General features: G+C 68.3%; 17 protein-coding genes. 12 read left to right on the top strand and 5 right to left on the bottom strand.

The features are described from left to right. The 4 genes from JMF86_RS20695 to JMF86_RS20680 all read left to right on the top strand — a co-directional run. Positions 1–1,953 (top strand): penicillin-binding transpeptidase domain-containing protein (locus JMF86_RS20695; RefSeq protein WP_201317128.1); only part of this gene is annotated, 1,953 nt, incomplete at its 5' end. 79 nt (positions 1,954–2,032) lie between these two features. After that, positions 2,033–2,908, top strand: a complete 876-nt coding sequence (locus JMF86_RS20690) for a PilZ domain-containing protein (RefSeq protein WP_011694734.1) — start codon at positions 2,033–2,035, stop codon at positions 2,906–2,908. Positions 2,909–3,131: 223 nt separating this feature from the next. Further along, positions 3,132–3,461, top strand: a complete 330-nt coding sequence (locus JMF86_RS20685) for a DUF4148 domain-containing protein (RefSeq protein ID WP_011547733.1) — start codon at positions 3,132–3,134, stop codon at positions 3,459–3,461. 359 nt (positions 3,462–3,820) lie between these two features. Continuing rightward, on the top strand, positions 3,821–4,225 hold the full coding sequence (locus tag JMF86_RS20680; protein ID WP_011547732.1) for a lysozyme inhibitor LprI family protein: 405 nt from the start codon (positions 3,821–3,823) through the stop codon (positions 4,223–4,225). Positions 4,226–4,337: 112 nt separating this feature from the next. Here the strand turns inward: JMF86_RS20680 and JMF86_RS20675 are convergent, their stop codons facing one another. Both JMF86_RS20675 and JMF86_RS20670 read right to left on the bottom strand, forming a co-directional pair. Continuing rightward, complete coding sequence (locus tag JMF86_RS20675) at positions 4,338–4,985, bottom strand: response regulator transcription factor (RefSeq protein ID WP_006479054.1); 648 nt, start codon at positions 4,983–4,985, stop codon at positions 4,338–4,340. Next, positions 4,982–7,084: a PAS domain S-box protein gene (locus tag JMF86_RS20670; protein ID WP_011547730.1), complete on the bottom strand. Its 2,103-nt coding sequence runs from the start codon at positions 7,082–7,084 to the stop codon at positions 4,982–4,984. The genes JMF86_RS20675 and JMF86_RS20670 overlap by 4 nt, the downstream gene beginning before the upstream one ends. 317 nt (positions 7,085–7,401) lie before the next feature. Here JMF86_RS20670 and JMF86_RS20665 point away from each other — a divergent pair, with 317 nt between their 5' ends. The 5 genes from JMF86_RS20665 to JMF86_RS20645 all read left to right on the top strand — a co-directional run bounded on the left by JMF86_RS20665 (position 7,402) and on the right by JMF86_RS20645 (position 12,904). Beyond that, a complete protein-coding gene (locus JMF86_RS20665; RefSeq protein WP_011547729.1) occupies positions 7,402–7,872 on the top strand; it encodes a universal stress protein in 471 nt (156 codons plus the stop codon). Between the two features lie 335 nt (positions 7,873–8,207). Beyond that, complete coding sequence (locus tag JMF86_RS20660) at positions 8,208–8,714, top strand: cupin domain-containing protein (protein WP_011547728.1); 507 nt, start codon at positions 8,208–8,210, stop codon at positions 8,712–8,714. Positions 8,715–8,899: 185 nt separating this feature from the next. Then, positions 8,900–9,925 (top strand): DedA family protein/thiosulfate sulfurtransferase GlpE, encoded by a 1,026-nt coding sequence (locus tag JMF86_RS20655; protein ID WP_027808355.1) that lies wholly within the window; start codon positions 8,900–8,902, stop codon positions 9,923–9,925. Between the two features lie 444 nt (positions 9,926–10,369). Beyond that, on the top strand, positions 10,370–11,752 hold the full coding sequence (locus tag JMF86_RS20650; RefSeq protein WP_011547725.1) for an amino acid permease: 1,383 nt from the start codon (positions 10,370–10,372) through the stop codon (positions 11,750–11,752). Between the two features lie 216 nt (positions 11,753–11,968). Continuing rightward, the gene (locus JMF86_RS20645; RefSeq protein ID WP_011547724.1) at positions 11,969–12,904 is read left to right on the top strand and encodes a universal stress protein; all 936 of its coding nucleotides are present in this window, start codon (positions 11,969–11,971) and stop codon (positions 12,902–12,904) included. A gap of 282 nt (positions 12,905–13,186) precedes the next feature. Here the strand turns inward: JMF86_RS20645 and JMF86_RS35305 are convergent, their stop codons facing one another. Further along, positions 13,187–13,309 (bottom strand): hypothetical protein, encoded by a 123-nt coding sequence (locus JMF86_RS35305; protein WP_256858174.1) that lies wholly within the window; start codon positions 13,307–13,309, stop codon positions 13,187–13,189. Between the two features lie 71 nt (positions 13,310–13,380). Further along, positions 13,381–13,815 (bottom strand): hypothetical protein, encoded by a 435-nt coding sequence (locus JMF86_RS20640; RefSeq protein WP_011547723.1) that lies wholly within the window; start codon positions 13,813–13,815, stop codon positions 13,381–13,383. Positions 13,816–14,370: 555 nt separating this feature from the next. Between JMF86_RS20640 and JMF86_RS20635 the strand changes: the two genes are divergently transcribed. Continuing rightward, complete coding sequence (locus tag JMF86_RS20635) at positions 14,371–14,625, top strand: DUF3562 domain-containing protein (protein ID WP_011694735.1); 255 nt, start codon at positions 14,371–14,373, stop codon at positions 14,623–14,625. A gap of 201 nt (positions 14,626–14,826) precedes the next feature. Further along, positions 14,827–16,626, top strand: a complete 1,800-nt coding sequence (locus JMF86_RS20630; protein WP_011547721.1) for a methyl-accepting chemotaxis protein — start codon at positions 14,827–14,829, stop codon at positions 16,624–16,626. Positions 16,627–16,669: 43 nt separating this feature from the next. On the opposite strand, the gene JMF86_RS20625 is transcribed toward JMF86_RS20630, so the two are convergent. Then, positions 16,670–17,710 carry a sigma-54-dependent Fis family transcriptional regulator gene (locus tag JMF86_RS20625; RefSeq protein ID WP_011547720.1) on the bottom strand — a complete coding sequence of 347 codons (1,041 nt, stop codon included), beginning with the start codon at positions 17,708–17,710 and terminating at the stop codon, positions 16,670–16,672. A gap of 395 nt (positions 17,711–18,105) precedes the next feature. Here JMF86_RS20625 and JMF86_RS20620 point away from each other — a divergent pair. Beyond that, positions 18,106–18,796, top strand: a 691-nt coding sequence (locus tag JMF86_RS20620) for a PAS domain-containing protein (RefSeq protein ID WP_201317127.1), incomplete at its 3' end; no start/stop codon positions are given.

Below are 18,796 nucleotides of genomic sequence, written 5' to 3'. Positions count from 1 at the left end.
CAGATCCTCGAGACCTATCTGAACACGGTGCCGTTCCTGTACAACGCGTACGGCGTCGAGATGGCCGCGCGCACCTATTTCGACAAGTCGGCCGACGAACTCGACGTGCTCGACAGCGCGACGCTCGTCGGGATGCTGAAGGGCAACAGCTACTACAACCCGGTGCTGAACCCCGAACGCGCGCTGCAGCGGCGCAACACGGTGCTCGGCCAGATGGTGAAGTACGGCAAGCTGTCGCCGGCGCAGTTCGCGCAGTTGCAGCGCCGCCCGCTGCGCATCGACTTCGAGCGCCAGAAGGAGCCGCCCGGGCCGGCGCCGCATTTCGCGCAGCAGTTGCGCAAATGGCTGATCGCGTGGGCCGACCGCAACGACTACAACATCTACTCGGACGGGCTGATCGTACGCACGACGATCGACTCGCGGCTCCAGCAGATGGCGACGCAGGCGCTCACGCTGCAGGGCAATCAGTTGCAGGGCATCGCGAACAACGCGTGGAGCGGCCGCGACGGCTGCGGCACCGACAACGAGGTGTTCCGCACCTTCATGCGCGAATCGCCCGAGTACAAGGCCGCGCAGGACGCCGGCAAGGACGACGCGGCGGCGATGAAGATGCTCGCGGCCGACCGCGGCTTCCTGCGCGCGCTGTGCAAGGCGAAGACCGACGTGCAGGCCGGCTTCCTCGCGATCGATCCGCGTGACGGGCAGATCCGCGCGTGGGTCGGCAGCCGCGACTTCACCCGCGAGCCGTTCGACCACGTCGCGCAGGCGCGGCGCCAGCCGGGCTCGACGTTCAAGCCGTTCGTCTATGGCGCCGCATTCGCGAACGGGATGAAGCCGGAGGATACGTTCATCGATCAACCGGTCGAGATCCCGCTGAAGGGCGGCGAGATCTGGCGGCCGAACGACGACGTGCCGCCGACCGGCAAACCGATGACGCTGCGCGACGCCGTCGCGCTGTCGCGCAACCGGATCACCGCGCAGGTGATGGAGAAGGTCGGGCCGGGCGCCGTCGCGCGGCTGGCGCGCGACATGGGCGTGCGCGAAAGCCCGCTCGAACGCGTGCCGTCGCTCGCGCTCGGCACGAGCCCGGTCACGCTGAAGGAAATGGTCGCGTCGTACGCGACGATCGCGAACGGCGGGCTGTACGTCGAGCCGCAGATGGTGACGCGTATCGAGAACCGCCAGGGCGAGGTGCTCGCCGAATACGCACCGGCGCCGCCCGAGCGTGCGCTCGATGCCGAAACCGACAAGACGCTGCTCGACGTGATGCGCGATGTCGTGACGCGCGGCACGGGCGGCAGCATCCGCACGCGCTTCGGCATCCACGGCGACGTGGCCGGCAAGACCGGCACGACGCAGGACAACGCGGACGGCTGGTTCATCCTGATGCAGCCGGGCCTCGTCGCCGGCGCGTGGGTCGGGTTCGACGACGGCCGCGTGACGCTGCGCAGCGATTACTGGGGGCAGGGCGCGCACAGCGCGCTGCCGATCGTCGGCGATTTCTTCCAGCGCGCGCAGCGCGCCCGGATCGTCGATACCAAGGCGAAATTCGATACCGAGCCGTCGCCGGGCTGGTTCGGGTCGCTGCGCGAGCGCGTGACCGACCTGTTCGACACGTGGTTCCCGCCCGAGGCAAAGAAGGCGCCCGCGCCGGTCAGGACGCAGCGTATCGAGCGTCCGGCCGAGACCGACGAGGGCGCGGCGTCGGCTGCCTCGGCGCCGGATGCCGCCTCCGGCGGGATCGTCGAGGAATGGGTGCCGGCGTCGGAAGTGGCCGCATCGGCCGCGGGGCTGTCGTCGGGCGCGTCGCAGCCGCAGTTTGCGCCGCCGCCGGCGGGCGCCAGTGCGGCGAGCGCAAGCAGCGCCGGTATCGGCGTCGCCCCTTCGGCCGTGCCGGTGCCGCCGCCGGTGTCGGTACCGGCCACCCCTGACGCGACCGGCGCTTCGCAGTAACGAAGCCGTTCAGATTCCGCGCGATGCTGCCGTAATCAAGTTGTCACGACAGCGCGCGCGGTTGCTCCGCGCTTCTCCGATGCGGCTTTCAACCGACTCCGTCGCGCTCGCGCGCGACGACCTTTCCGCGGGTGTCCCGCTCGGCTTCGACCTCTACGACGCCGACGGCGCCGCGCTGCTGCCGGCTGGCACGACGCTGCGCGATGCCGCGCAGCACGCTTTCCTGTTCGACCATTTCCGCCCCGTGCGCCGCCGTGAGGACGCCGACACCGATCCGCACGGGTCCGAGGCGACCGCGCCCGCCATGCGCATGGGCTTGTCGGCGGGCGCCGCGATCGGCATTCGCCGCCGGGTCGGCACGACGCGCGCGCTGCAACGGTGCCGGTTGATCGGCGTCGGCGCGTCGGGGGCGCTGTTCGTCGAGCCGCAGCCCGCCGCCGTGCTCGAGTTCGCACGCGGCGACGACGTCGAAGCAGTGGCAATCGGCCGTGCCGCGGTGTCCCGTTTCGGCGCGACGGTCGAATCGGTGCTGGCGTCGGGCGCCGCGCCGTTCATGATCCTGTCGCCGCCCGGGTTCGTCGACCGGCTGCGCACGCGCGCCGAGCCGCGCGTGCCGGTGCGCATCGCGGCCTGCTGCAACGGCGGAGCGCAGGGGGCGGACGGCATCGGGTTGGTGCACGACATCAGCCTGAGCGGGCTGTCGATCGCCGTCGACCGGCCGATCGCGGCAACCGGCGAGCCGTTGCGCGTGCTGCTACCGTACGAAACCGGCGGCCGCGTCGAGCAGTTGGCGCTCGATGGCACCGTGCGGGCCGTGCATGCCGACCCGGCGGGTCCGGCGCTGACGCTGCATCATGCGGCGTTCGACGACCTCGATGCCGACGACCTGATTCGCCTCAAGGCGTTGCTGTTCGACAGGCAGATGGCGTCGGCGGATAGCGATCGCCTGCGCTGACGCGCGGCCGAGCGCGCCGGATACCGAATCGCGGCATTCGGCACATGCGCGGCGATAATCATCTGACGAATCGACTTATTCCCGGGCGATTGTACGGTTTCGGTCAACAGTGAATTTGCGATTTAAGTATTTACCCTGATAGTCGCGCCTCCTAGACTTCTACTCATGCGCAACGACCTCGAGTCCGAAGCGCCTGACAAAACAATCCTGGAGGTAACGCATCATGAAATCGCTGATCAAGGCAGTTGCACTGGCCGCGCTGGTGGCCGCACCGGTCGTCTCGTTCGCCCAATCGAACCAGCAGCCGCTGACGCGCGCGCAAGTGCGCGCCGAGCTGGTCCAGCTCGAAAAGGCCGGCTACAACCCGAACGACTGGATCAACTATCCGGAGAACATCCAGGCCGCCCAGGCCAAGATCGCCGCCGCGCAGAACGCCGGTGCGCAAGCCGACGCAACCGGCTACGGTTCGAACCCGGTCGCGACGTCGCAGTCGGGCCAGCGCGCGGTCGTGCCGGCTGTCAATGACCGCTCGTCGGTGTACTTCGGCCACTAAGCCCTTCGTGGTTCCGCGGCTCTCGGGGCCGCGGCTGACGCCATAACGAGAAAGCCCGCACGCGTATCGTGCGGGCTTTTTTGCGTCTTCTTCATCGAGTGGCCCGGCGCACGAATTCCAGCGGCCGAACCGGTCGGGGAGAGTCTGCCGCGTGCATGACGACACGCCGGATGCCGGCCTGAGCTGGTTCAACGGCACCTTGCCGTGAACGATCACGCCGCTCGCAGTACCGCACCCGCTGACAATCCGTCGCGCGTGCGCTAGCATCGCGGTCGATGTCGCCGCGGCAGCGCGGCCAATGCACACGGGGCGCAGCAGGGCGCCGGGTTCCACACTTCAACGAACAACAAGGAGCATCCATGCGTGTCTTGACTGGTCTGCTGGGCTCGCTGGCGCTGGTGGCGAGCGTCGCCCATGCGCAGGCGAATTGTGCGGACGCGACGGATCAGGCGACGATGACGGCGTGTGCCGATCGCGCATACAAGAAATCCGACGGAGAGCTGAACCGAACCTACCAGGCCGTCACGGGCCGCCTGCGCGGTGCGCCGCCGCTCGCCGACAAGCTCGTGAATGCGCAGCGCGCGTGGATCGCGTACCGCGACGCCGAATGCCATTTCTCGAGCGCGAATGCCGAGGGCGGCAGTGCGTACCCGATGGTCGTATCGACCTGTCTCGACGATCTGACGAAAGCACGCACGGAAACGCTGAAGGGCTATCTGTCCTGCGAGGAGGGCGACCTCGCGTGCCCGGTGCCCGCGAAGTAACCATTCGGACACGGGCGCGGTGAGGGAGGCCCGCACTGCGCCGGCTGGACGTCGTCCTACACGTCGTCCGCTACACGTCGTCCGCTACACGTCGTCCGCTACACGTCGTCCGTTACACGTCGTCCGTTTCGTCGAGCAGCTTGTGCCGCATCGCGTAACGCACGAGCGCCGCTTCGTGCGGCATCTGCATCTTTTCCAGTATCCGGGTCTTGTAGGTGCTGACCGTCTTCGCGCTCACGCACAGCGCATTCGCGATCTCGGTCAGCGTCTGGCCGGCGGCGATCCGCCGGAACACGTCGAATTCGCGATCGGACAGCCGCTGGTGCGGCAGCGTTTCAGCCGGCTCGTTCAGGCTCTGCGCGAACTGCTCGGCCATCGCGAGGCTCACGTAGACGCCGCCCGACGCCACCTTCGTGACCGCGCCCACCAGCTCCGCGCTCGCGCTTTCCTTCGTCAGATAGCCCGACGCGCCCGCGCGGAACGCCCGCACCGCGTATTGCTGCTCCGCGTGCATCGTCAGCACGAGCACGCGCAGCGCGGGCTTCTCGTCCTTGATCTGCTTGATCAGCTCGACGCCGTTGCGGCCCGGCATCGACAGGTCGAGCACGAGCACCTGCGCGGGCGTCGCCCGCACCAGCGCGATCGTCGACGGGCCGTCGAAGGCTTCGCCGGCCACCTCGAATCCGGTGGCGTTCTGGAGGATGTGCCGCAGACCGTCGCGTACGAGCGTATGGTCGTCGGCGATGAGCACCTTGATCATGTGATGAGCGTGTCCTGTTGAACGGTGGCGAGCGGAAATGCGACGGTGATCGAGAAGCCGCGCGCGAGCCCGGTGTCGATCGTCACGGTGCCGCCCAGCATGTGTGCGCGTTCGCGAATGCCGATCAGGCCGAACGATTTGTCTTCGTGGGCCGGACCGCCGGGCGCCGCGCCGCGGCCGTTGTCCGCGACGCGCAGCACGCAAGAACCTTCCTCGATGTCGAGTCGCAACGCCACGCGCGTCGCGTCCGCATGGCGCGCGACGTTCGTCAGCGCTTCCTGGACGATGCGGAACAGCGTGGTCGCGCCCGCGCTGGTGAACGTGAGGCCGCCCGTCTCGATATGGCGCTCGACATCGATCCCGTAGCGGTTCGTGAAATCGTTCGCGAGCCATTCGATCGCGGGCACGAGGCCGAGATCGTCGAGCATCACCGGCCGCAGGTCGGCCGCGATGCGCCGCACCGACGCGACCGTCGCGTCGATCAGCCGCCGCATACCTTGCAGATGCGTCTGCACGCTTTCGTCGGGTTGCGCGCGGCCGGGCATGCGCAGTTGCTGCTCGACGACCGACAGATCCATCTTCAACGCGGTGAGTTGCTGCCCGAGATCGTCGTGCAGCTCACGCGCGATGCGGGTTTTTTCCTCCTCGCGCACGTTCTGCAGGTTCGCGGACAGTTCACGCAATTCCTCGCGCGATTGCTTCAGCGCGTTCTCGGCCCGCTGCCGCTCGGTGATGTCGCGCAGCATCACCGTATAAAGCTTGCCCGACGCGTCGCGGATCTGCGAAATCGACGCTTCGATCGGGAATTCCTCGCCGTTGGCCCGCAGCCCGAACAGCACGCGCTGGCGGCCCATCTGCCGCTCGGACACGCCCGTCACGCCGAACTGGTCGACGTGTTTCGCATGCGCGGCGCGGAACCGCTCCGGAATGAAGCGCGACAGCGGCGCGCCGATCGCCTCCATCGCGGACACGCCGAACACCTGCTCGGCCATCGGATTGAAGATCACGACGGTTTGCTTTTCGTCGATCGTGATGATCGCTTCCATCGACGAACGGATGATGCCCATCATCCGCGCCTCGTTGAGGATGCCGCGGCTGCTCGCGCCGGCATCGGCGCGGCTGCGCAGCAGCGCATGGACGAGCGCCGCGAACCCGAACGACGCGATCAGCCCGGCGGCGAGCACGGTGCCGGCCGCACGCTGCGCGCCGGTCGCGCTCGGCCGTCCGTCCGCGGAATAGGCGAGCGTCAGCGCGGTGCCGCCGAAATTCAGCACATCGGTACGCCGCATCAGGTCGGGCGACGCCGACGCCTCGTCGGTCGTCGTCTCGACGCTGGCGATCGCTCGCGGATCGCCGCCGGCGGTCATCCACAGGTCGATTCCGCGTTCCGCATCGAGCGCGCGCTCGATCAGGCGCCGCGGGCTCAGTGCCGCGAACAGCACCCCGTCGGCGCCGGCTTCGCGCGCGCCGAAGGGCTTGGCGGCGGCCAGCGGCGAGGTGGCCACGGGCAGGAACAGCGTCAGGGTACGGGCGTCGCGGGAGGTATCGTCGTCGGCGGGGTGAACGCCCAGCGCGATATCGCCGGTCCGCAGCGCGCGCATGAGCGGCGCCGCATCGGACGCGCCGAAACGCACGACCGGCGAGCTCGAGACGGGGGCGCTGAGCGTCGCTGCCGCGAGCGGATCGGCCGGCAGCGGCTTTGCACCGGCCAGCGCACCGCGCGCCGCGGGCGTGAGCGGCGCATAGCCGATCTGCCGGACCGGCGAGCGGCCGCTGTCGAGATCGAGCGTCTCCGCGTATCGGCGCCATTGGCCGGGCGTCATGTCCGGGACGAGCCCGAACGTGCCACGCGCGCCTTCGAGCACGGCGACGCCGGCCTGCAACTCGTGGCGCAGCATCGCCGTCACGTGCGTCGTGCGGCGTTCGAAACGCGTATGAACGGCGCCTTGCCACTGCTCGCGCACCAGCAGCGCGACGCCGAGCGACAGCAGCGCGCCCGCGCACAGCGCGGCGACGCCGACCGCGAGCGGCTGGCGTAGCATGGTCTGCAGGCGCGCGGGCCCTCGGGCGTCCCGCGTCGGGGTTCCACTGGGGGTCATTCGATGGCCATTCTGTTGTTCGGGCTACCCGGGGCACTCGGACAGCGCGGCAAAACCGGGAAAACTCGCACCGGCTGCGTGCAACGACTATTTTGAAGATGAAATTGTGCGCGTTTTACACATTTTTTGTAATGGGGTCGGTTGAAATAGCGGCAAACGGCATGAAGCTGCGGGCGCCGGCTGCGCTTGACGCGCGTCAACGCACGCGTCGGCACGTGGGGCAGACTGTTCGGCAGGCAAGCCGGCACCGGGCCGGCTTGAGGTAACGGGTCGTGATTGCGCAGGGCGCGACGCGCGCCCGGTCGGAGGGACGGACCATGTACAAGCGGATTTTCGTCGGGCTCGACGGCAGCCCGAGCGCGCGTCTCGCGCTGAACGAGGCGATCCGGATCGCGACGGCGTCCGGCGGCGAAGTGACCTGTGCGTACGTCGTCGAACATCGGCCGCAGCTCGTCGACGTTGACGCCGGCTTCGCCGCCGAGCGCGATGGCGATGTCGCCGCGACCGATGCCGCGACGCCGGTGCTCGACCACGCGAAAGCGGTGCTCGCGCAGCAGCATGTGCGGGGCACGGTGCGTGCGCTCGACGCGTACGGCGAGGACATCGCGACGGTACTGATGCGCACGGCGGCCGAAGCCGACGCCGACCTGATCGTGATGGGTACGAGCGGGCGGCACGGCCTGCGCAGGCTGTTGCTCGGCAGCGTGGCGGAATCGCTGCTGCGTGCGGCCGACCGGCCGGTGCTGCTGGTGCGGCACGGCGAGCCGGGCGCGTCGGCGACCGCGTAAGCGACGGCGTACGGCGGCCGCCGCTGCGGCACGAGGGCCCGCAGTCGACAGGATGCCGCGCGGCATCCCGGATGTCTGCGTGAGCGGGCGTGCTGCGCCGTCGCGTCGTCCAGCACGGCGCGGCGGGCGCCGACGAGACGCTCGCCTGCATGCGATTGCGCGTCGACGGTTGCATCCGGGCACGCAGTTCTGGCAGCATCGGCCGGTGTCCGCTTGTTCGCCGCGCGCATGGCCGCGGCGATCGACGCACGGACATCCGGCGGCACCCGGTCGCCTGAATCGAGATCGGGCGATCCGCCGGATGCCGGTTTCCCACCTTACCGACGTCATTTGCCATGCCGATTTCCGCGACCGACCTGATTCGCCAGTTCGACCTGCAGCCGCATCCCGAAGGCGGCTATTTCCGTGAAACCTACCGCGCGACCGATTCGGTCGTGCGTCCGGCCGACGGTGCGCCGCGTGCCGCGTCGACCGCCATCTATTACCTGCTGTGCGACGGCGCGTATTCGTCATGGCACCGCATCCGCTCCGACGAGGTCTGGCATTTCTATGCGGGCGATCCGATCGAAGTGTGGGTGCTCGACGCGCGCGACGGGTTGACGATCCACCGGCTCGGCAACCCGCTCACGCATCCCGGCACCGTGTTCCAGGCCGTGGTGCCGGCCGGAAGCTGGTTCGGTGCGCGCTGCGCGTCGCCGGCGCACGTCGCGCTCGTGGGCTGCACGGTTGCGCCCGGGTTCGAGTTCGCGGAATTCGAGCTGGCCGATGCGGCCGCGCTGGCGGCCGAGTTTCCCGATTACGCGGAGCACGTCGCGCAACTCGCGCAACGCTCCGACGTGTGACCGTCACAGTCGCGTCACGCCGCGTGCAACGCCCGTGCCGACGGCTTGCGTTCCGCGCGGTCGAGGTCAAACCCGTTTAGAATGCGTACGATGCACCGGTCGGTCGCGGACGTGCCGCGGCGGCCGGTGCGCTGCCGTACCGACGGCCCTGTCGCGCGGCCCGCATGTCTTCCAGGAGCGCCGCCGTGTGGCACTTTCCCATCGCTATTCCATCGTCGCTCGGCCCGTGGGCCGTGTTCGCGAGCGTGTTGATCACGCAGCTCGGCGTGCCGGTGCCGGCCGTGCCGATGCTGATTCTCGGCGGCACGATGGCGGCGATGGGGCAGGCGTCCTGGGTCAGCATGTTCGCGGCCGCGATCGGTGCGACGATGCTGGCCGATTCGCTGTGGTTCTTCATGGGCCGCACGCGCGGCCGGCGCCTGCTGAACGGCCTCGTGCGTTTCTCGCTGTCGCTCGACACGACGCTGCGCTTCGCGCGTAACGTATTCGAAAGGTACGGCGCGCCGCTGCTCGTGCTGTCGAAATTCCTGCCGGGTCTCGGCCTCGTGTCGGCGCCGCTGCTCGGCACGACCGCGATCGGCATCGGCGTGTTCCTGTTCTGGGATCTGGCCGGCGCGTCGCTGTGGGCGGCGTTCTGGCTGATCGGCGGTGCGGCCATTCACGACCAGATCGTCCAGTTCGTGTTGTGGGTGCGCGCGAGCGGCGGCACGATTCTCGACGCGTTCCTCGCGATCTTCATCACGTTCCTGCTGTACCGCTGGGTGCGCCGCGTACAGTTCCGCCGCTATCTCGCACAGGTGCGCATCTCGCCGCCGCAGCTCGTCGAGATGATGACGTCCGACGAACCGCCGCTGATCTTCGATGCGCGGCCGAAGGCGATCCGCGACCGCGAGCCGTACCGGATCGCCGGCGCGGTGCCGGTCGATCTCGATTCGCCGGACCTGCTCGACCCGGAAGTGCTGAAGCGGCCGATCGTCGTCTATTGCGTGTGTCCGAACGAGGCGACTGCGAAGCGGCTCATCGCGAAGATGCAGCGCAAGAAGATGATCCACAACATCCGGGCGCTGAAGGGCGGCCTCGATGCGTGGGAAAAGCATGGCTATCCGGTCGAGCCGCTGCCGGCCGATCTGGATTCGTCGCGGTATTTCGTACGGCCCGAGCAGGGCGGGCTGGAGGGCGAGTATACGGTGCGGGCGACGTTGTCGAAATAAATACGCACACCGTTTTACGCGGATTTAAATCCGGTCACCCATTTCGCCCGCCGCGATTCTCCCAAAATCGCCTGGCGTGAAACCGCCGATCCTCCCTATAATCCCGCCTGCATATTGCGTGCGCGAAATGGCGCACATTCGACGCGCGTTCGTTCGCGCCGAAAGCGATGAATCCCGTTGCCGCTCGTCACGCGCACAGCCGCGTCGCGCGGGCCGCTCGGGTGTATTCGGTGAAAGGCTCGATCCGTTTTTCCGGATTGTTCCGGAAAGGTCGGATAATCCGCAGCAATTCCATCCGGATTGACGCGGTATCCGTGTCGTTTCTTATTCGGAAATCGACAGCGGCGATTATTTCGTTTTCGGCTGCCACAATCGGCATGAACGGGCGCGCATGGTCATCGATACAATGACGGCGGCCCGCTCGCGGCTGCCAAGGAGACGGATTTGAAACAACCAGAAGACCAGCTGCACCGCGGGCTGGAAGAGCGGCACATCAACCTGATGGCGCTCGGCGCGACGATCGGCGTCGGCCTGTTCCTCGGCTCGGCCACCGCGATCCGCACGGCCGGGCCGGCCATCCTGCTGACCTACCTGCTGGGCGGCCTCGCGATCTTCCTGATCATGCGCGCGCTCGGCGAGATGGCGATCACCAACCCGGTCGCCGGCGCCTTCAGCCGCTATGCGCGCGACTACCTCGGCCCGCTCGCCGGTTACCTGACCGGCTGGACCTACTGGTTCGTGTGGATCGTCACCTGCATGGCGGAAATCACGGCGGTCGGCGTCTACATGCACATGTGGTTCCCCGGCGTGCCGAACTGGATCTGGGCGCTCGCGGCGCTCCTCGCGATGGGCTCGGTGAACTTCATCGCGGTCAAACTGTATGGCGAATTCGAATTCTGGTTCGCGCTGATCAAGATCGTCACGATCGTGCTGATGATCATCGGCGGCGGGCTGATGATCGCGTTCGGTATCGGCAACGGCGGGGTCGCGACCGGCATCTCGAACCTCTGGTCGCACGGCGGCTTCATGCCGAACGGGATCAACGGCGTGATCGCCGCGCTCCCGATCGTGATGTTCGCGTATCTCGGCGTCGAGATGCTCGGCCTCACGGCCGGCGAGGCGCGCAACCCGGAGAAGTCGCTGACGAAGGCGGTGAACTCGGTGTTCTGGCGCGTGCTGATTTTCTACATCGGTGCGCTGTTCGTGATCATGTCGCTCTATCCGTGGGACCAGATCGGCACGCAGGGCAGCCCGTTCGTGATGACGTTCTCGCGGCTCGGCATTCCGGCCGCCGCCGGCATCATCAACTTCGTCGTGCTGACCGCGGCGCTGTCGTCGTGCAACAGCGGCCTGTTCAGCACCGCGCGGATGCTCTACAACCTCGCGCAGCAGGGCCAGGCGCCGGCCGCGCTCGGTCGCGTGAACCGCAGCGGCGTGCCCGTGTACGGCGTGGCCGTGTCGGTCGCGCTGCTGCTGATCGGCGTGTTGCTCAACTATCTCGCGCCGCAGCACGTGTTCACGTGGCTCACGTCGGTGTCGACGTTCGGCGCGATCTGGACGTGGTGCGTGATCCTGATCGCGCAGATGCGGTTTCGCCGCACGCTGTCGGCCGACAAGGTCGCGCGCCTGCCGATTCGCGTGCCGTTCTATCCGCTCGGTTCGTTCGTCGCGCTCGGCTTTCTCGTGCTGGTCGTCGTGTTGATGGCGTTCACGCCCGATACGCGCGTCGCGCTCGTGATCGGGCCGGTGTGGATCGTGCTGCTCGGGATCGCGTACGCGCTGTTCTACGCGAACCGTCCGGCCGCGTCGATGCCGACGAAGTCGTAAACGGAGGGAGCGGGCAGGGCGCCGCATGATCGTTGATCGCGATCATGCATGCGCGGGCCGGACGGCCTATGCTGAACGAACGCATTGCTTGTCCGCGCTTCGCGTGGCATCCCCCGATCCCCGCGACCGCGGCGGCTGTCCGGCCGCCGCGCGCCGCTGCCGCGCGAAGCTTCCGTCGTCGTTCAGCGACGACGCGCACGCACGGAGATCTTCGCCATGCAGACTGCCCAGTCCATTCCGACGCTCGCGCGGATCGCGCTGGCCGTCGACCCGACGCCCGAATCGCTGACCGCCGCGCGCTATGTGCGCACGCTGCTGCGCCCCGGCATGCGATTGCGCATCATTTGCGCGATCGACAATCCGCGCCTCGTGTTGCCGGACATTCCGCGCATCGACGCGCTGCTGACGTCCGCGCGCGAGGACATGATGCGCGAAGCGCAAGCCACTTGCGCGCGAATCGCGGCGCTGTTCGCCGACAGCGGCAGCGAAGTCGAACAGGCGGTCGTCGATACGTCGGTCACGGGCGGCTCGGTCGTGGACGCACTGGTGAACGATACGTCGACGTGGCACGCGGACGTGCTGGCGATCGGCGCAAATCCGCATCACGGGCTGTTGCGGCTCGTCGAAGGCGCGATGTCGGACACGCTGACGAAACGCGCGCGCTGCGCGCTGCTGATCGTGCCCGGCACCTACGCACGGCCGACGGACGGCACGCTGCAGCGGCTGATGTTCGCGGTCGACGGCAGCGAGCCGTCGCTGCATGCGGTGCGCGTCGGCCTCGGCTTCGCCGCGCCGGGGACGTTGCTGTATGCGGCGTACGTGATCGACCGTGCGGTTCGTCTGACCGATGTCGTGCCGGTGCGCGCGCTCGAGGATGCGTATCGCGCGGAGGGCGAGGACGCGCTCGCGAAGATCGGCCCGTTGTTCCACGCGACGGGCAATCCGACCAAGCGCGGCATCGTCGAAACGCATCCGACCAGCGATGACGTGGCCCATGCGCTGATGCGCGATGCCGTGCACTGGCGGGCAGAGCTGCTGGTGGTCGGCACGCATGGCCGTCGCGGCATCGCCGCCTGGTTGATCGGCAGCGTCGCACGACGCGTGGCGCACCTCGCGCAGGTGCCCGTGCTGCTGGTGCGTGGTGTGGAGTGAATCGCGCGTCGTTGCGATCGATGCGGCTCAGGATTGACCTGCATCAGAAACGCGACGCGCATCGCGTGAGACAGTGATGGAACGTCCGGTGGCGCGGCGGGTCTGTCGTGCTCGCACACGATCCCGCGCCTGCATGCGGGTAGCCATTTCCGCCGCATTCGCTTCCGTCACATCATTTCAGGAGCCGCGCCACGGGTTTATACGGCGCGTCATCCGACCGGGAACTCTCTGGCACGAGGGTAGGCAACCGACGGTTGCCTTGGAGGACGGGCGGGGTGCAAGTCACCCCGTCCGCTTTCCGCCTGGCCCCGTCGAATCCATTTCCGCAGCAAGGGGGTTGAATGCGGCCGCGTCGAGCGGCACATCATCGCGCGCGTTCGCTTCGATATGGATCGCGACGAACATGGACGCGTGCACGCAGCGCGCCGGTATGGCAGCCGCGCCGTGGCGCACGCAGCCATTGCACGGGACAGAGGTCAGAGGGTACGAAGAATGGATCGCAGGTCGTGCCGACGGCCCGCGCCGCGTCGTACCCGCACATGCGGACGCACGGCATGCAGCGGCGCGCACGCGCTGCACGTGCGGCTACGCAGACGATTCGCATGCGGCCAGCCGGGGCGCGCCTTGCGACGCAGCTCCGATCCGGCCGGCGCATCGGCCGCGTGTCGCGCGCAGAGCGCCGCGGCGAACCGCTGCAACGCGAGGACGGACCCCGCGACGCTCTGGTATTTTTCGCGGCCGATCTGCCCGTCGAGCGTGACGAGCAACCCGGCCTCGCGTGCGAGCGCGAGCAGGGTGTCGAGATCGTCGGACGGACGGTTGCCAGCCGACGCGGCCCGGGCGGGCAGGGCGTGCGCGTTGCCCGACGCGCGCCGCTGGCCGTCCCGGCCCGGTAAGTTGCGATGTGCCATGGTTGGTCTCCTGCGCCGGACCCCGCGTGCCGGCTCGATGGCCGACTGAGCGATGTTCCGGTATGAACGCCTGGTTCATGTGATCAGTATCGTGTGGCGAGGGCGCGCTGCCAAGCGGCGCGCGCTGAAGTCGCTGTCAGGAAATTGCGCGACGCGTATCGGAATCCGCTGACACGCGCGGCGGCCGGCCGGTCCGGCGCGTTCGTCCCCCATGAATGAACGGCACGCGGCGGGCGCCGCTTGACGCGTGATTTCGGCCGGTCTAAGTTCGCTTCTGCATCGGCGTCGCCCGGCGTTCCATCCGCCGCCCGTCGCCAGTGCCGCGCCCGGGGTGGCGTGGCAGGGCTTTCAGTTTCGTTCGCGGGCCATGTGCATCGCGAACCCCGCGCGGCCGGTTCGGTACGGCCAGTTTGGCAACGAACCGGCGCGGCGGCACGCAATGTGCCGTTGATCGCGCGCAAACACGCGTCGGCGCATCGTACGCCGCCCGTCTATCCAGTCTTTAAGCTTCCAGTACCGTCATCTTTTCGTTCCTCGACCGTCAGGAGTTCGTCGATGTCCAAGGACAATTTGCTCGATTCACTCAAGGAAGCCGCCGAACAGCGCGCGATCGGCGCGGATCAGCTGCGTGCAATGCTCGACGACGAAGTGCGCGCGCTGTCGTCCGGTGCGCGCGTGCACGACTACATCCACGTGTTCGCGATCCGGAATCTGCGCGAGCGGATGCGCCGGAAGGACGACTTCGACCGCGATACCCGGGCCGACGCGGCACCTGCGGACGACGATCCGCGTCCGAGCCATCGGTTGTAGCGGAGGGGAGCCGGGCGCCGAGACCGGCGCGCCGCCCGTCCATCGAATCCGGCCATCCTGACGATTCGCCGACAGGCGTCGACGCGTTTCGTCATACGTTTCATTGAATTGTCACAACGACCTCAAGTAAGCGGTGCGATTTGCCGTTTACCCGGTGAATTCGTCCACCGGGCGTTCCCGCTCCCTTACCGAGTCGTTGCCATGTTCTCGTCCATTCGCGCCCGCATCCTCGCCGCGTGCGTCGCCATCGTCGTATTCGCGCTGGTCGCGTCGACCCTGATCAACTATTTCATCGCACGCTCGTACAACGACGACGCGATCGACCGCAACCTGACCTCGGTCGCCAGCGGCCACGTGGTCGGGATCGCCGACTGGGTCGCCACCCGCAGCCGGATGATCGCGTCGCTGCAGGACGCCGCGCTGACGCCCGATCCGCTGCCCGTGTTCAAGCAGATGGCCGCGGCCGGCGGCTTCACGAACGTCTATGCGGGCTACGCCGACAAGGCGTTCCACTTCTCCGACCCGACCGGCATCCCGCCCGATTACGACCCGACCGGCCGCCCGTGGTACAAGCAGGCCGCGCAGGCCGGCAAGCCGGTCGTCACGCCGCCGTACGTCGATGCCGGCACGGGCAACCTCGTCGTCACGTTCGCGGTGCCGATCCTGCGCGACGGCGCGCTGAAGGGGGTGGTCGCCGCGGACCTGTCGATGGACAGCGTGATCGCCAACGTGAAGTCGATCCGCCCGACGCCGACGAGCTTCGGGATGCTGGTCGACAGCAGTGGCCACGTCGTCGCGCACCCGGACGCCAAGCTCACGCTGAAGCCGGTCGCCGACGTCTCGCCCGAACTCGGCTCGCTGGGCGTGGCCTCGATCGCGGCGGCGAATGCGCCGGTCGAGGTCGGCGTCGGCGGCGACGCGAAGCTGGTGCGCGCGAAACCCGTGCCGGGTACCGACTGGTACGCGCTGGTGCTGCTCGACAAGACCGAAGCGACGGCCGGGATGCGTTCGCTGCTGACCGCATCGCTGATCACGCTCATCGTGATCGTCGGCGTGGCGTCGCTGATCATCGGCGCGATCACCGCGACCGCGTTCCGCCGCCTGTCGCAGGTGCGCCAGGCGATGGCCGCGATCGGCTCGGGTGCCGGCGACCTGACGCGGCGCCTGCCGGCCGACGGCCGCGACGAAGTCGCCGACATCGCGCGCTCGTTCAACAGTTTCATCGACAAGCTGAACGACGTGATGCGCCAGATCCGCGACGCCAGCGAATCGGTGCGCACGGCCGCGAACGAGATCGCGGCGGGCAACCAGGACCTGTCGTCGCGAACCGAGTCGGCGGCGGCGAGCCTCGAGGAAACGGCCGCGTCGATGGAAGAGATCACCGCGACCGTCGGTCAGTCGGCGGCGGCCGCCGGCCAGGCCGACGAACGTGCGGCGGCCGCGTCGCGGATCGCGTCGCACGGCGGCGTGGTCGTGTCGGACGTGGTCGCGACGATGGGGAAGATCGAGGAAGCGTCGGGCCGGATCGGCGACATCATCGGCGTGATCGACGGGATCGCGTTCCAGACCAACATCCTCGCGCTGAACGCGGCCGTGGAAGCCGCCCGCGCGGGCGAACAGGGCCGCGGCTTCGCGGTCGTCGCGCAGGAAGTGCGCAGCCTCGCGCAGCGCAGCGCGCAGGCCGCACGCGAAGTGAAGGTGCTGGTCGAATCGACGGTCGCGAGCGTGTCGGCCGGGTCCGGGCAGGTGCGCCAGGCCGGCGACACCATGCGCGAGATCGTGTCCAACGTGTCCAACGTGACGACCATCATCTCCGAGATCACGCACGCGGCGAACGAGCAGACGCGCGGCATCCAGGAAGTAAACCGCGCGGTCAGCCAGCTCGACGAAATGGTGCAGCAGAATGCAGCGCTCGTCGAACAGTCGACTGCGGCGGCCACCGCGCTGCAGTCGCAGGCGAACGCGCTGGCGACGACGGTCGGGCAGTTCAAGGTCGCCTGACGCAACTGGCGGCCGACGGCCCGCGGCATGCGGGCCGCGCCGCTCACGAATCGTCCTGGTCGCGCATCAGCGCGAGCCGGTTGTAGAGCGTCTTCAGGCTGATGCCGAGCGCCTTAGCCGCGCGCGGCTTGTTACCGTCGAAGTGACGCAGCGTCTCCGCGATGAAGCGTTGCTGCGCATGGTGCAGCGTCGCACCGACCGGCAGCGCCATCGCGCCTTCCGACGTGCTCTCGGCTGCCGGCAGCGCCTGCTTCGGCAGCGCGACGTCGATGCCTTCGTCCGCCAGGATGTACGCGCGCTCGATCGTGTTGTGCAGTTCGCGCACGTTGCCGGGCCACGAATACGTGCGCAATGCGGCGATCGCCGCGTCGGTCAGCCGCTTGTGCGCGCGATGTCGCGCATTCAGCGTGTCGACGAATTCCTGCGCGATCGTCTCGACGTCGCCGTCGCGCTGGCGCAGCGGCGGCACGTAGATCGCGAACGCGGCGAGCCGGTAGAACAGGTCCTCGCGCAGCCGGCCGTCGCGCACCGCCTCGGCGGGATTGTGGCGAGTGGCCGAGACGAACCGCACGTCGATCGGAATCGGCTCGGTGCCGCCCACGCGCACGATCGTGTTCGACTCGATCGCCCGCAGCAGCTTCACCTGCAGCGCCGCCGGCATTTCCGCGATTTCGTCGAGCAGCAGCGTGCCGCCGCGCGCGGCTTCGAAGAAACCTTCACGCTGCGTGATCGCGCCGGTAAAGCTGCCTTTTTCGTGCCCGAACAGTTGCGCCTCGGCAAGCTCGGCCGGAATCGCGCCGCAGTTCATCGGCACGAACGGGCCGTCACGCCGCGCGCTCAGATCATGCAGCCGACGCGCGACGATATCCTTGCCGACCCCGCTTTCGCCGGCAATCATCACGCTCGCGCGGGTCGGCGCGATTTTCTCGATACGGCCGAGCAGCGTGCGCATCGCGGCGGACCGGCCGGACAGCCGGCGACCGTCTGCACGCTGCTTCGTCCGGTTGGCGGATTCACCCATAGGCGTTCGCGGGCCGTTTTGAAAAACGGCATCACACGTTCCGTTGATTGCAATATTTATCATCGACAGCGAAACGACCGCGAAGGTGCCGCCGAATAGAAATTTCCAATGTGCGCAGCGTGAACGAAAGAAACGGGCGATCACTTTTTTGCAGGCCGTGCCGTGACGCCACGTCCGCGTCGGAACCGGCGCTTTTTTACAGAAACCCGATGAAAAAAGCGGCCGGCCACACATTACGGCGGCGTGCGACGGCGCGGGGACGCGAGGGAGACGATCCACCACGCAGCCAGTGCGGGCGCAGCGCCCAGCGGCCATTGCCGCGACCGTGAGGTGCGAGCGCCATCAGGTACGTTGTTTGCTGGCGTTTTCACGCTCGCCCGGCGCGTTCGACGGCACGCCGCATGGCCGACAGGGGGCATGCCTCCGCACGACGACAGCCGGCGCGATGCAAGGATGCAATGACGACTCTGACCCGTGAGGTGTTCCGGCAAGGTGCATGGGTCGTACTGGCCGTCGGGCTCGCGACCGCGCTGCAGGCGTGGGCGATTCGGGCTGTCGGCGAGCACGCGCCCTTTGCGCCGCTGCCTTTTTACGCAGGTGTGGCGGCCGCCGCATGGCTGACGTCGTTCGGCGGCGGCCTCGCCGCGACCGCCGCCAGTGTCGGCGTGATCGGCGCATTGTGGTGGCGCGACGCGCCGCTGGCGACGCTGTTGGCGCAAGCCGGCGCGTTCGTCGCGATCGGCTTCGTCGAATGCGTGCTGGTGGCGACCGTGAAGCCGCTGCTCGCGAATGATCGATTGCGGGACATCGGCGACGACGATAGCGATCCGTACCCGCCGCACCGCGAGCCGTCGTCCGTCGCGAGCCTATCCGACGACGGGCTGCTGCGCCGGGTGGTCGATGCGTCGCCCGATGCAATCGTCGGGACCGATGCCGCGCGCCGGATCACCAGCTGGAATCCGGCCGCCGCCAGCATCTTCGGCATCGATACGGCCCAGGCGAACGGCCGCGATATCGTCACGATGATCGCGCCGCGCTGGTTGCGCCGGCACGCGGTGCCCGCGTCGTTCGCGGACCTGCGCGCGCCGGTCGGGCCGCTCGACGTGCTGTGCGTGCGCCCCGACGGCGGCCGTTTTCGCGCTACGTTCG

This window comes from Burkholderia sp. E168m15, assembly GCF_016586105.1.
In the GTDB taxonomy this organism is placed as follows: Bacteria; Pseudomonadota; Gammaproteobacteria; order Burkholderiales; family Burkholderiaceae; genus Burkholderia; species Burkholderia orbicola.
Note: the sequence above shows the minus strand (reverse complement) of the source record. Positions and strands in the feature narration are given on the sequence as shown.

What these genes read in the sequence shown, in the direction of transcription:
- JMF86_RS20690 (WP_011694734.1), top strand. Translation starts at nt 2,033, where the DNA reads ATGCGGCTTTCAACCGACTCCGTCGCGCTCGCGCGCGACGACCTTTCC.
- JMF86_RS20685 (WP_011547733.1), top strand. Translation starts at nt 3,132, where the DNA reads ATGAAATCGCTGATCAAGGCAGTTGCACTGGCCGCGCTGGTGGCCGCA.
- JMF86_RS20680 (WP_011547732.1), top strand. Translation starts at nt 3,821, where the DNA reads ATGCGTGTCTTGACTGGTCTGCTGGGCTCGCTGGCGCTGGTGGCGAGC.
- JMF86_RS20675 (WP_006479054.1), bottom strand. Translation starts at nt 4,985, where the DNA reads ATGATCAAGGTGCTCATCGCCGACGACCATACGCTCGTACGCGACGGT.
- JMF86_RS20670 (WP_011547730.1), bottom strand. Translation starts at nt 7,084, where the DNA reads ATGACCCCCAGTGGAACCCCGACGCGGGACGCCCGAGGGCCCGCGCGC.
- JMF86_RS20665 (WP_011547729.1), top strand. Translation starts at nt 7,402, where the DNA reads ATGTACAAGCGGATTTTCGTCGGGCTCGACGGCAGCCCGAGCGCGCGT.
- JMF86_RS20660 (WP_011547728.1), top strand. Translation starts at nt 8,208, where the DNA reads ATGCCGATTTCCGCGACCGACCTGATTCGCCAGTTCGACCTGCAGCCG.
- JMF86_RS20645 (WP_011547724.1), top strand. Translation starts at nt 11,969, where the DNA reads ATGCAGACTGCCCAGTCCATTCCGACGCTCGCGCGGATCGCGCTGGCC.
- JMF86_RS35305 (WP_256858174.1), bottom strand. Translation starts at nt 13,309, where the DNA reads ATGTTCGTCGCGATCCATATCGAAGCGAACGCGCGCGATGATGTGCCG.
- JMF86_RS20640 (WP_011547723.1), bottom strand. Translation starts at nt 13,815, where the DNA reads ATGGCACATCGCAACTTACCGGGCCGGGACGGCCAGCGGCGCGCGTCG.
- JMF86_RS20635 (WP_011694735.1), top strand. Translation starts at nt 14,371, where the DNA reads ATGTCCAAGGACAATTTGCTCGATTCACTCAAGGAAGCCGCCGAACAG.
- JMF86_RS20630 (WP_011547721.1), top strand. Translation starts at nt 14,827, where the DNA reads ATGTTCTCGTCCATTCGCGCCCGCATCCTCGCCGCGTGCGTCGCCATC.
- JMF86_RS20625 (WP_011547720.1), bottom strand. Translation starts at nt 17,710, where the DNA reads ATGATAAATATTGCAATCAACGGAACGTGTGATGCCGTTTTTCAAAAC.